Origin of the sequence: Pasteurella sp. WM03 (genome assembly GCF_004570945.1) — a bacterium.
Taxonomy (GTDB): Bacteria; Pseudomonadota; Gammaproteobacteria; order Enterobacterales; family Pasteurellaceae; genus Rodentibacter.
The window spans coordinates 13739-27350 of sequence record NZ_SPPO01000002.1 but is presented as its reverse complement, the minus strand read 5'-3'; the positions used below and the strand labels follow the sequence as shown (position 1 = coordinate 27350).

General features: G+C 38.9%; 11 protein-coding genes. 4 read left to right on the top strand and 7 right to left on the bottom strand.

Annotated elements, in window-relative coordinates; translation table 11 throughout:
- Position 1: 1 nt before the first annotated feature.
- The 5 genes from sucC to mdh form a co-directional block, all read right to left on the bottom strand.
- Entirely contained in the window at positions 2-1168 is a 1167-nt protein-coding gene (gene sucC, locus E4T92_RS02275; protein WP_135093271.1) for an ADP-forming succinate--CoA ligase subunit beta, read from the bottom strand.
- Between the two features lie 99 nt (positions 1169-1267).
- On the bottom strand, positions 1268-2497 hold the full coding sequence (odhB, locus tag E4T92_RS02270) for a 2-oxoglutarate dehydrogenase complex dihydrolipoyllysine-residue succinyltransferase (RefSeq protein WP_135093270.1): 1230 nt from the start codon (positions 2495-2497) through the stop codon (positions 1268-1270).
- A gap of 118 nt (positions 2498-2615) precedes the next feature.
- Positions 2616-5423 carry a 2-oxoglutarate dehydrogenase E1 component gene (sucA, locus tag E4T92_RS02265; protein WP_135093269.1) on the bottom strand — a complete coding sequence of 936 codons (2808 nt, stop codon included), beginning with the start codon at positions 5421-5423 and terminating at the stop codon, positions 2616-2618.
- Positions 5424-5616: 193 nt separating this feature from the next.
- A complete protein-coding gene (locus E4T92_RS02260; protein WP_135093268.1) occupies positions 5617-6165 on the bottom strand; it encodes a helix-hairpin-helix domain-containing protein in 549 nt (182 codons plus the stop codon).
- 296 nt (positions 6166-6461) lie between these two features.
- Complete coding sequence (gene mdh, locus E4T92_RS02255; protein WP_077543133.1) at positions 6462-7397, bottom strand: malate dehydrogenase; 936 nt, start codon at positions 7395-7397, stop codon at positions 6462-6464.
- A 202-nt stretch (positions 7398-7599) separates the two neighbouring features.
- Here mdh and argR point away from each other — a divergent pair, with 202 nt between their 5' ends.
- On the top strand, positions 7600-8052 hold the full coding sequence (gene argR / locus E4T92_RS02250; RefSeq protein ID WP_077543134.1) for a transcriptional regulator ArgR: 453 nt from the start codon (positions 7600-7602) through the stop codon (positions 8050-8052).
- Positions 8052-8948: a TIGR01777 family oxidoreductase gene (locus E4T92_RS02245; protein WP_135093267.1), complete on the top strand. Its 897-nt coding sequence runs from the start codon at positions 8052-8054 to the stop codon at positions 8946-8948. The genes argR and E4T92_RS02245 overlap by 1 nt, the downstream gene beginning before the upstream one ends.
- Positions 8949-9002: 54 nt before the next feature.
- Here the strand turns inward: E4T92_RS02245 and E4T92_RS02240 are convergent, their stop codons facing one another.
- Positions 9003-9668 carry a Bax inhibitor-1 family protein gene (locus tag E4T92_RS02240; protein ID WP_077543136.1) on the bottom strand — a complete coding sequence of 222 codons (666 nt, stop codon included), beginning with the start codon at positions 9666-9668 and terminating at the stop codon, positions 9003-9005.
- A 947-nt stretch (positions 9669-10615) separates the two neighbouring features.
- Here E4T92_RS02240 and asnS point away from each other — a divergent pair.
- Positions 10616-12019: an asparagine--tRNA ligase gene (gene asnS, locus E4T92_RS02235; RefSeq protein ID WP_135093266.1), complete on the top strand. Its 1404-nt coding sequence runs from the start codon at positions 10616-10618 to the stop codon at positions 12017-12019.
- Positions 12020-12087: 68 nt separating this feature from the next.
- The gene (can, locus tag E4T92_RS02230) at positions 12088-12771 is read left to right on the top strand and encodes a carbonate dehydratase (protein ID WP_135093265.1); all 684 of its coding nucleotides are present in this window, start codon (positions 12088-12090) and stop codon (positions 12769-12771) included.
- Positions 12772-12874: 103 nt separating this feature from the next.
- On the opposite strand, the gene bioD is transcribed toward can, so the two are convergent.
- Positions 12875-13600 (bottom strand): dethiobiotin synthase, encoded by a 726-nt coding sequence (gene bioD / locus E4T92_RS02225; protein WP_135093264.1) that lies wholly within the window; start codon positions 13598-13600, stop codon positions 12875-12877.
- Positions 13601-13612: the final 12 nt, after the last annotated feature.

The window sequence follows — 13612 nt, the reverse complement described above, 5'->3', positions numbered from 1 at the left end:
CTTATTCTCCTTTCACTGCATTCACCACGGCTTGTGCGGCCTCTTGCAAACTATGGGCGGCAATTAAATTAACACCACTTTCCGATAAAATTTTACGTCCTAATTCTGCATTCGTCCCCTCTAAACGTACGACCACAGGCACTTTAACTCCAACTTCTTGAACTGCAGCAATTACGCCTTCCGCAATGAGATCACAACGAACAATACCACCAAAAATATTGACTAAAATTGCTTTTACACCTTTATCCGTCAAAATAATTTTGAAGGCTTCAGTAACACGTTCTTTTGTCGCGCCACCTCCAACATCAAGGAAATTTGCCGGCTCACCGCCATAAAGTTTAACAATATCCATTGTTCCCATAGCAAGCCCTGCGCCATTTACCATACAACCAATATTGCCTTCCAATGCCACATAATTTAATTGGTGTTTTTCAGCTTCGGCTTCTCGTAAATCACTTTGACTTAAATCTCGCAGTGCGAGTAAATCTTTATGACGAAACAGGGCATTATCATCAATAGACATTTTGGCATCCAAGCAAACTAAATTTCCTTGCTTTGTGATCACAAGTGGATTGACTTCCAAAAGAGCAAGATCTTTTTCAATAAACAATTTTGCTAATCGCACAAATACTTGGGTAAACTGCTTATTTTGTTCCCCGCTTAAACCTAATTTAAAGGCTAGTTCTCTGCCCTGATACGGCATGCCTCCAAATAATGGATCAATTGTGACTTTATGAATTAAATGAGGCGTTTCCTGTGCGACATCTTCAATATTCATTCCACCGGCAGAAGATGCCATAAAAACAATTTTTTGTGAGGAACGGTCGATCACTGCACCAAGATAAAGTTCTTGGTCAATATCACAAGTTTCTTCAATATAAATACTGCTAACAGGTTGCCCCTGTTTATCGGTTTGGAACGTGACCAAACGATTTCCCAACCATTTATGAGCAAACGCTCGGGCTTCTTCTGCATTATGTACCAGTTTTACCCCACCGGCTTTACCACGCCCTCCTGCATGGACTTGACATTTTGCGATCCAACGCTCACCGTTAAGTTGGAAAAGCGCCATGGCTGAGTCATCAGGCGAATGACAAATAATCCCTTCACTTACCGGTAAGTTATATTCTTTAAAAAGCTGCTTTGCTTGATATTCATGTAGATTCATAAGATTACCTGCATTTTTTTCACTGTTTATGGGAAAATGAAAAATATCATTTTTTCGTAAAAAAATAAAAGTGCGATCAAAGCTGACCGCACTTTCCACCTAAATTTCTAACAGTAATCTTGTTGGATCTTCTAATAATTCTTTAATCGTCACAAGAAAACCAACCGATTCTTTACCATCAATTAACCGATGATCATAAGAAAGTGCCAAATACATCATAGGACGAATCACAACTTCTCCATTCAATGCGATCGGTCTCTCTTTAATCGCATGCATACCTAAAATCGCACTTTGTGGTGGGTTAATAATTGGGGTGGACATTAATGAGCCAAATACTCCCCCATTTGTGATCGTGAAATTACCACCCGTTAAATCTTCCACAGTCAACTTACCATCACGCCCTTTTTCTGCAAGGTTTTTGATTTGTTTTTCAATTTCTACCATACTGAGCTTATCACAGTTACGTAACACCGGTGTAACTAAACCTCGTGGTGTTGAAACCGCAATACTAATATCAAAATAGTTATGGTAAACAATATCATCACCATCAATAGATGCATTGACCTCCGGATAACGTTTCAGTGCTTCAACAACGGCTTTGATATAAAACGACATAAAACCTAAACGCACATCATGCTGTTTTTCAAATTTTTCACCGTAGGTTTTACGCAATTTCATTATCGGTTGCATATCCACTTCATTAAATGTCGTGAGCATTGCTGTGCTATTTTTTGCTTCTAGTAAACGTTCTGCAATGCGTTTGCGTAAACGTGTCATTGGAACACGTTTTTCAGAACGAGACTGGTAAGCCACAGTGCTAACGGTATTTTGCTCTGTTGCGACTTGTTCTTTTACCTTCTGAGCCTCCCGTTTAGCGAGCTCACGTTCAATATCTTCACGGGTAAGTCTTCCCCCCACTCCTGAACCTTGAATTTGTGACGATTCAAGATCGTGCTCTGCCAATAAGCGGCGAATTGCCGGACTTTGATCCGAGGCGTTATTATGGCTATTTTCAATCGCTGCATTTTTGCGATCTGCCGGCGTAGGTTCACTACTTTCCTTTATCGTTGCCGGGCTCACATCACCGGCTTGTGTAGTGGAAAGTTTACCAAGCACTTGCTTGCTCACCACTGTCGCGCCTTCCGACTCTAAAATTTCAGCAAGCACTCCATCAGATTGTGCCGGCACTTCCAGCACAACTTTATCCGTTTCAATTTCAACTAAGACATCATCACGTTTTACCGTTTCCCCTACTTTTTTATGCCATGTTGCCACTGTCGCATCTGCAACAGATTCAGGGAGATCGGGAACAAGAATTTCAATTGTCATATTTTTTCCTTATTTATTTTCAAGTTTTTGTAGGAATATGAAACATAAATCTTTGTGCAAGAATACTGAAATATGTAGCTTCATACCCTACAAATCATTGTTATTTTTGACCGCACTTTTACCGTGTTAGTGCATCATCCACCAGTTGTTTCTGCTGTTTAGTATGTAGTGACATATAACCCACTGCCGGTGAAGCTGATGCTGGACGACCTGCATACTTCAATTTCACTTCATCCGGAATAGAACTCTCAAAGTTATGTTTACTACTATACCACGCCCCTTGATTGAGCGGTTCTTCTTGACACCACACATAATCGTTCACATGAGCATAAGGTTCAAGGGCTTTTTTCACATCTTCGTGAGGATAAGGATAAAGTTGTTCAATTCTAATAATAGCGACATCGGTTTGATTGTTAGCACGACGTTGTTCCAATAGATCATAGTAGACTTTGCCGGAACACAATACGACACGTTTAACACCTTTCGGATCAAGTTCATCCACTTCTCCAATCACCGTTTGGAATGCACCATTAATGAGTTCGTCAAGCGTTGATACAGCCAAAGGATGACGTAATAAGGATTTTGGTGAAATCGCAATTAACGGTCGGCGCATTTTACGTAAAGCCTGACGACGTAACATATGGTAAACCTGCGCAGGAGTGGATGGAATACAAACTTGCATATTTTGTTCGGCACAGAGTTGCAGATAACGCTCTAAACGTGCGGAAGAATGTTCAGGTCCTTGCCCCTCATAACCATGAGGCAATAGCATGACTAACCCACACATTCTTCCCCATTTTTGTTCACCTGAACTGATAAATTGATCAATGACAATCTGCGCCCCGTTAGCGAAGTCGCCAAATTGTGCTTCCCAAATTGTAAGCGTTTTAGGATCTGTGGTGGCATAACCATATTCAAAAGCAAGAACAGATTCTTCCGAAAGTACGGAATCCCACACTTCAAAACGTCCCTGATTAGCGTGTAAATGAGTGAGTGGCACATAGCCGGTTCCATCATTCTGATTGTGTACAACAGCGTGACGATGGAAAAATGTGCCACGCCCTGCATCTTCACCGGATAAACGAACATTTGTCCCTTCATCAAGCAAGGTTGCGTAAGCCATAGTTTCAGCCATTCCCCAATCGAATAATTTTTCACCTTGGTACATAGCTTTACGATCATTATAAATTTTTTCAACTCGAGGATGGGCTCGTAAGCTTTCCGGATATTCACATACACGTTTAGCCAACGTGATGAAACGCTCTTTAGGGAATTGGTTATCATAAGGTGATGTCCAGTCGTAATTCAAATATTGCAACCAATCCATTTTTGCCGTATCCATTTCACGCCATTCAGCCACGACACGATCACCATTGTCTAAAGCATCACGATAGAGATTCATCATTTCAATCGCTTGCTCTTCCGTAATGACACCTTCATTAACTAACCGATCGGCGTAAACCTTACGTGGTGTCGGATGTTTTTTAATAATGCTATACATCATTGGCTGGGTTGCCAGTGGCTCATCCGCCTCATTATGACCATGACGGCGATAAGAAATCAGATCAATGAAAATATCACGTTTGAATAGATTACGATATTCCACCGCCATACGGGCAGCGAAGGCAACGGCTTCTGGATCATCACCATTAACGTGGATAATTGGTGCTTGGATCATTTTGGCAATATCGGTACAGTATTCAGTGGAACGGGTATCATTAGGATTTGATGTGGTAAAACCAATTTGGTTATTGATAACGATACGAATCGTTCCGCCCACGGTATAACCTCGAGCATTAGACATATTTAAGGTTTCTTGTACAACCCCTTGTCCTGCCACCGCTGAATCGCCATGGACGGTCACCGCTAACACTTGAGTTCTTTCACTATCATTTCTCTTCGTTTGACGTGAACGAACCGCACCAATGACGACAGGGCTAACAATTTCCAAATGAGATGGGTTAAATGCAAGCGTTAAATGAACAAGATTTTCATCTACGGCAAAATCAGAAGAAAAACCTTGATGATATTTCACATCCCCCGTGCGATCGCCTGAATGTTTACCGGCAAATTCATCAAACAAATCTTCCGGTTTTTTACCCAATACATTGACGAGCATATTCAGACGACCACGGTGTGCCATTCCCATCACTACATCTTTCACACCTTGCTTGCTGGCATGGCGAATAATTTCTTTCATCAGAGGAATAAAAGCATCACTTCCTTCTAAGGAAAAACGTTTTGCCCCTGGGAATTTCGCTCCAAGATAGCGTTCTAAACCATCAGCCGCAGTTAATTCATTAAGAAAATTGATTTTTTCTTTATGGGTAAAGAGCGGTTGATTTAAGCGACTTTCTAACTTATTTTGAAGCCACATTTTTTGTTCCATATCTTGCACATGCATAAACTCTAAACCGATAGAACCACAGTAGGTTTCTTTCAGCATACCGTTTAAGTCGGCAAGTGTAATGGTGTCGCGTTGATAAACATAGTGATTAATATTGAAGGTTTCATTGAGATCCTGCTCGGTAAAACCATGATAACGGTAATCTAATTCCGGCACACTGGAAACCTTCCAACGATAATAGTTCAGAGGGTCAAGTTTTGCTTCCAAATGACCTCGAAATCGGTAAGCATTAATGAATTGTAATACTTTTACTAATTTTGCACTCGCTTCAGGATCAATGACCGTGACAGTGTCCGAGTTATTTTCACGAGCTAAACGACGGAAATAATCACGAACCGGCGAGTGAGGCTGCTCAAGTGCGGTTGATTTTGGAAAGGAATCGAACGTGTTTTTCCAACTCTCATCAATCGAATGGGGGTCATCTAAATAGCGTTCATATAATTCTTCGATATAGGCTTGGTTTGCACCACCTAATGCCGTTGTTGCCAACCATTCATCAAAAGCTTTGTTTGGTTGCATATTCACCTCGAATGATATTATCTGGTTAAGTTCGCCCGACATTATACATAGGATTAAAAAGGAAAAAATATTCCATTTAAAAGTTTGTTACAAATTTGTGATCTAGCTCAACAATATTTTTATTATTAACTAAAAATAACAAAGCCTGACAAACTGTCAGGCTTAAAAAAGTGAGGTTAAATTTAACCAGCTTTTAGAAAGTGAGATAAGGTGAAATTTTCTCAATCGTCGTTTCACCTAATCCATTAATTTTTGATAATTCCGTCACATTCTTAATTTTTCCAACTTGATTGCGATAATCAATAATTGCTTGAGCTTTTTTCTCACCAATACCGGAAAGTTTTTGCAACGTTTCGGCATCCGCCTTATTAATATTTATCTTTGCACTTGAGACAACTTTGTCTTTTTCCTCTTTCGCCTTATCTTTTATTGAATTTAATTTTTCAGTTGTTTTTTCTTTCATTGATGAAGAATTGGAAGCTTTCACTGACTTCACCTTTTCTTTCGTAGAATCAAATTTTTCTTTTGTAGATTCCTTTGCGGATTTCACTAAATCTTTTGTTTGTTCTTTTGTGCTGACGGCTTTTTCTACCATGCTTTCTTTTTGGTTTTGAGAGATGGAATTTATATTGGTAACGGCTTCTTTTTTAAAACTTGTGACAGCATTCTCATTTGCAAATGCGGAACCGGAAACAACTAATGCCAGTGCGATTAAACTTAATAAAGATTTTAAAGATTTCATAAAAAACTCCTATAAATAATATTTTGTTAAAGGACGGTTATAAGACTAAGATTTTTCATATTAGTTCGTTTTTAATAAACAAAAAAAGTGCCTCGGAGAGGCACTACTCGGAAAGCAAAATTTATACCGGCTATTTAAGATAGCACTTATTTTAAGTGGGTTCAGGATACGCCGATAAAAAATTTATGCAAATACCTATTTTCAAATTTGTGAACTCAGTCACGGTTTTTCTTAAATATTTTATTTTTTCAATAAAAAAGGCGCTTATTTTGCGCCCTTTCTTTAGAAAGAAAACGTTAACCGTTAATAAATTTTTCACCTAATTCTATATCTGCACGTAATGTAGGAAGCATTGCATCCAATGCATTTTGTTCAAATTCACTTAAGATACCAATTGGTAAAATTTCTTCTACGCCTTCTTTACCTAAACGAACCGGCTGTGCAAAGAAACGGGCATACTTGCCATCACCTTCCACATAAGTGCATTCTACCACCGTTTCTCCACTTAACCCTTTCACTAATGAACGAGCAAAACGGGCTGCCGCTTGAGCCATAGAAAGCGTAGCCGATCCGCCTCCGGCTTTCGCTTCTACCACTTCAGTACCTGCATTTTGGATGCGTTTTGTTAAAGGTTCAATTTCCTCTGCGGAAAATTCAGCATAAGGGACTTGAGAAAGTAAAGGAAGAATCGTCACTCCGGAATGTCCCCCAATAACAGGTACAGTTGTACGAGAAACATTTAGGTTTTTCAATTCAGCAACAAACGTCTCTGAACGGAGAACATCTAGGGTTGTGACACCAAATAATTTACGTTTGTCATAAACACCCGCTTTTTTCAATACCTCTGCAGCGATTGCCACGGTTGTATTAACCGGATTAGTAATGATACCTATGCAGGCTTTCGGACAAACAGCCGCTACTTTTTCAATTAAACTACGAACAATACCGGCATTAATATTAAAAAGATCAGAACGATCCATTCCCGGTTTACGGGCAACGCCAGCTGAAATTAATACCACATCAGCCCCTTCAAGAGCAGGGCTTGGATCTTCACCGGAAAATCCTTTCACTTTTACTGCAGTTGGAATATGGCTCACATCCGCCGCTACACCAGGGGTGACCGGCGCAATGTCGTAAAGCGACAACTCTGTCTCTGCCGGTAATTGTAATTTTAATAATAATGCTAATGCCTGACCGATACCGCCGGCCGCACCTAATACTGCAACTTTCATGTTTGCTCCTTATTAAATGAATGAAACAGGTGAATTTTAAAAGGTTAGTTCATAAATTACAAACACAGAAATTCAATTATGAGATCTAGCTCAAATTTCTATCTATAAATCTTTTGTTTTATGAATTTATTTTGGATTTTAATTGCATATTATGAATTTTTATGCAACGCTTATGCAAATTTAATATTCCTCAAGGTCAAAAGTGGATAATTTAACAAAAGTATTTAAAGAACTACTTAGTCAGGAACGTTTTGCCTCACAAGGTGAGATAGTTGAAGCCCTAAAAAATCAAGGCTTTTCCGGTATTAATCAATCAAAAGTTTCACGTATGTTGAGTAAATTTGGGGCGGTACGCACACGCAATACAAAAATGGAAATGGTTTACTGCTTGCCGAATGAACTCAGTGTGCCGGCAACAAGTAGCCCATTAAAAAATTTAGTATTGGATATTGATCACAATGAATTTTTGGTCGTCATCAAAACAACACCCGGAGCCGCACAGTTAATTGCACGCTTACTTGATTCCATTGGAAAACCTGAAGGTATTCTTGGCACAATTGCTGGCGATGATACGATTTTTGTAACGCCGACATGCTCAACCTCAATTTTAACGCTGATCGGACGTATTCAAGACTTGTTTGAAAGTTCACTCTGATGAATATACTTATCACCGGTGGAACGGGACTAATAGGGCAAAGGTTAGTGCCTACACTTTTACAAAAACAGCATCAAATTGTACTCTTTACCCGTAATAAGGAGAAAGCGAAGCTCCTTTTTCCGCAAAAAACATTAAGATTTTTGACCGCACTTTCTTCCTTTAAAAATTTAGATGAATTTGATGTCGTAATTAATCTTGCGGGTGAACCTATTTTTGAAAAGCATTGGAGCAACGCAAAAAAGATGAAGTTATTTAATAGCCGAGTCAAGCTTACCCAGCAATTAGTCAATCTCATTAATGCGGGGAGTAATCCGCCACGCTTCCTTTCCGGCTCAGCCACAGGTATATATGGTGATCATTCAAATCAGTTACTCACTGAAGCAAGTCCAATAGCTCATAACACATTTACTGCCCAACTTTGTCAGGCGTGGGAAAATACGGCATTACAAGCTAATACAAATGTTTGTATTCTTCGTACCGGTATTGTGCTTTCTCCTAATGGCGGGGCGTTAAAAAAAATGCTTCCGTTATATCGTTGTCACTTAGCCGGTTATTTAGGAAAGGGCTCTCAATACTGGGCATGGATTGCGTTAGAGGATATGGTAAGAAGCATCATATTTTTACTTGAACAGCAAAAATGTCATGGCATTTACAATTTAGTTTCGCCACAACCTGTTACCAATCAAGTCTTCAATCAGCAACTTGCCCAAGCCTTAAAAACTTACGCCCTCTTCCCTATTCCGGCCTTTGTTTTAAGGCTTATTTTAGGAGAACGTGCAAATATGTTGCTAGAAAGCCAAAAGGTTTTTCCAAAGCGGCTTCTTGAAGCGGGGTTTACCTTTCACTATGAAGATTTAACCCAATATTTGACCGCACTTTTCTCACCAAAATAACATAAAAAAACGCACTTTGATTATCACCAAAGTGCGTTTTATTTCTTATTAAATCTAGTCGTTACTACTTGAGAAAATTGAAAGTAATCTTAGTAAACTTAAGAATAGGTTATAAATTGCGACATAAATACTCACTGTGGCACGAATATAATTTGTCTCACCACCGTGAATGATATTGCTAGTTTCATACAAAATCGTCATCGTTGAGAAAACAACAAATAATGCACTAATTGCAATGGCCAATGCAGGGATTTGGAAGAAGAAACTTGCCACCATACCGAGTAAAAGCACAATGAAAAGAGCAAACATCGCAGTTGCAAGGAATGACATATCTTTTTTCGTAGTCAACACATAAGCAGAGCAGGCAAAGAAAACAATTGCTGTGCCGGCAAATGACAACATGATTAAATCTTCCATACCATTTGCCACATACATATTGAGAATGGGTCCAATGGTATAGCCCATAAAACCAGTAAAGGCAAATGCTGCTAAGATACCCGCAGGACGGTCAGCTAAACGATGTGTGATGAAAAGTAAGCCGTAAAAGCCCACAAGTAAAACAATAATGTTTGGATAAGGCAAATTCATCGCCATAGAAATATAGGCAACTACTGCCGAAAATGCCATTGTCAGCCCAAGCAAGAAGTAAGTATTACGAAGCACTTTATGAGTGCTTAATAAGGATTCATCTCTTGAGTCAACAATAATGCGTGATTGCATATAAAAGCTCCTTAATTGTATAGTTAAATGCAGGTAGTAAAGTAAGGGTGTATGTGTAAAAAGTCAATGGCTGATGGAAAAATTATTACTCATTTAAACCCAAAAGAAGGCCAAACGAATAAATTCACAACGTATTATAAGATTTACCATTTTTTAATACATCTTTAACCAAAGGCATTGATAAGTCTCAAACCACTACAACTTTTAATTGATAGCATTAAATAGCCCATTGATAATATGTCTGGCATTTAAGCTTGTGCAAAAATTGTTGATGATACAACGCAAGCTAGAAATGCAGAAACCAATCGTGTTATAAAATCCCGAAAAAGTTACTGATGTGCTTTCCGATTGGAATTTCTTCTCATCAATCGGCTACACTGATAACTGTGGAGAATATCAACCTATGGGGATTGTACACAGTGGCAAATATGTGATAAGAAGTCACATCACCCCTCAGCATCCACACCTTAAATGCCCTCAATTATGGCAAGCAAACCTTAATTGCAGGCAGCTTGGTGAGTATCGCCACCTCCGATGAATCTGCCGAAGATCAGCAAATTCAAGAAAAAATGAAGAAGAAATTACACGTAGCGTATAAGCTGTTTTGAAGCAATAAGCCAAGGTAATTCATAACAATACTAGAACACAAACATACCCATAATTTTACGGGCTTGTGAGATATTACCTAATTCTTCGGCTAGATTAAGTAAACCGGTTTTGTGTTTTTTAGTTACATCAGAAAAGATAAAATCATTCAACCAACTAAGCCTTAGTTTCGGAAGATTTCACATAATTTCGGAACACTATTGAAAAATAATTGCTTCAGATTATTGATACATATCGGCTTTTTCTTGGCAAATAAAGTTCTCATTTTTTATGGAAAATTTCACGATTTAAGGTAAACTAACCGCAATTTTTATCCTATCTTTTTATATTTAGAGGTTTATATGTCTAAAATTGCATCAATTGTTGATGTGTTACAAGGAAAAGTCTCGATTGGTGAAACCGTTACAGTACGAGGCTGGGTTCGAACTCGTCGTGATTCCAAAGCAGGCTTATCTTTCTTAGCCGTGTATGACGGCTCCTGTTTTGACCCAATTCAAGCCATTATTAATAGCGATATTGAAAATTACGAAACCGAAGTTTTACGGCTTACTACTGGTTGCTCTGTAATCGTCACAGGTAAAGTCGTTGAATCACCTGCTGAAGGGCAAGCTGTTGAATTACAAGCAGAAAAAGTGGAAGTAACTGGATTTGTAGAAGATCCCGATACCTATCCAATGGCAGCAAAACGCCATTCAATTGAATATTTACGGGAAGTCGCGCACTTACGTCCACGCACTAATATTATCGGTGCCGTAGCACGTGTACGTCATTGTTTAGCACAAGCCATTCATCGTTTCTTCCACGAACAAGGTTTTTATTGGGTGGCGACCCCACTTATTACCGCCTCTGATACAGAAGGTGCGGGAGAGATGTTCCGAGTTTCTACTTTGGATCTTGAAAATCTTCCACGAGATGAAAAAGGTGCGGTCGATTTTAGCCAAGATTTCTTTGGTAAAGAATCGTTTTTAACGGTTTCAGGGCAATTAAATGGTGAAACCTACGCCTGTGCACTAAGCAAAATTTACACTTTCGGTCCAACTTTCCGTGCTGAAAACTCTAACACAACCCGTCACTTAGCTGAATTTTGGATGGTTGAACCTGAAGTGGCCTTTGCAACCTTAGCGGACAATGCGAAGCTTGCCGAAGATATGCTGAAATATGTATTCCGTGCAGTACTAGCCGAACGCAAAGATGATTTGGCTTTCTTTGAAAAACATGTTGATAAAGATGTAGTTACTCGTTTGGAAAACTTCGTAAATTCTGATTTTGCCCAAATTGATTATACCGATGCTATTGATGTTCTCCTAAAATCCGGTAAGAAATTTGAATTCCCGGTTTCTTGGGGAATTGATCTTTCTTCCGAACATGAGCGTTATTTAGCAGAAGAGTACTTCAAATCCCCTGTTGTGGTTAAAAACTATCCGAAAGATATTAAAGCATTCTATATGCGCTTAAATGATGATGGAAAAACTGTCGCCGCAATGGACGTATTAGCGCCGGGAATTGGTGAAATTATTGGCGGTTCACAACGTGAAGAACGTTTAGAAGTGCTTGATAAACGTATGGAAGAAATGGGTCTAAATCCTGAAGATTATTGGTGGTATCGCGATCTTCGTAAGTATGGTACCGTTCCCCATTCCGGCTTTGGTCTCGGTTTTGAACGCTTAATTGTCTATGTCACCGGTGTACAAAATATTCGTGATGTTATCCCATTCCCGCGTGCACCGAGAAATGCTAATTTCTAGGTAAAAATAGTCACTCAATTGACCGCACTTTTATGTGCGGTCAAATTTTTTATTTTAAGGAAAGCAATATGAATAAAATTGAACAGCTTTTTGCTAATAATGCAAGTTGGGCACAACGGATGAAAGAGGAAAACTCCACCTATTTCAAAGAGCTTGCTGATCACCAAACCCCTCATTATCTTTGGATTGGCTGCTCTGATAGTCGTGTCCCTGCAGAAAAACTAACAAATTTAGAACCTGGAGAACTATTTGTCCACCGTAATGTAGCAAATCAAGTGATTCATACGGATCTCAATTGCCTTTCTGTTGTACAGTATGCAGTGGATGTACTCAATATTGAGCATATTATCATTTGTGGCCATACGAATTGTGGTGGAATAAAAGCGGCAATGGCAGATAAAGAATTGGGATTAATTAATAATTGGCTACTTCATATTCGCGATATTTGGTTTAAACATGGCCACCTACTTGGCAAACTTTCTGCGGAAAAACGTGCCGATATGCTCACCAAAATTAATGTTGCAGAACAAGTATATAACCTTGGTCGCTCTTCTATTGTGAAAAGTGCGTGGGAACGAGGGCAAAAACTTTCCCTCCATGGCTGGGTCTATGATGTTAATGATGGATTTCTCGTCGATCAAGGAGTAATGGCAACAAGTCGTGAGACCCTAGAAATATCTTATCGAAATGCAATTGCCCGTTTGCTCACTCTGGAAGAAGAGGACATTCTCAAAAAAGAACAAGATAAGTAATGAAAAAGTGCGGCCAATTTCAACCGCACTTTTTATCTTTTAAGATATGATGTCGCTATTGCATAAAGATATTTTTATACATTCATTACATCATATCGCTCTTTTATTTTGCTTGTTCTGTTTGCATATATAGTAACCGATCAATATTTGTAAGATATTGTCCCAGCTCTTGTGTTTCAGGTTTATGAAGATAAGGGATCTTACCTAATAGTGGGGCATCAATATTTTTTTCTAAAAAATCAATAATTTCTGCATAATGGCTTAAAAGTGGATTAACTCGATTTGCTACCCAGCCTAATAAAGGAACGCCCAAACTTTGGATCGCTTGAACCGTTAATAAGGCATGACTAATACAACCATCTTTGATTCCCACAACAAGTACAATCGGCATTTTTCGCTCTTTTACCCAATCAGCAAAACCCTTATTATCCGTCATAGGAGTTAATAAACCAAATGCCCCCTCTACGGCAACGGATTGATACTTATGACATAGGGTATCAAGCATTTTATTAATTTTATCTAATTTAATACGTGATTTTGTTTCAACCAACATAGGTAAACTATGATTAAAGGTATAACTATTAATTTCCTCATAGGTAACATTTTGCTCGGTAGAATCCATTAATACCAAAACATCACTATTTTCTTTATTATCATAGTCACCCACAACATCCTGTTCAGTAGGATAAATGCTATCTTCGGCGCTACATGCAATTGGTTTAAAGCCAACAATATTTATTCCACGACTTTGTAATGCTTGGATAATCGCTCGACAAGCTGTGGTTTTACCCACATCGGTATCTGTCCCTGTAATAAAAAAGCTGCTCATTTTCTTCTCCAT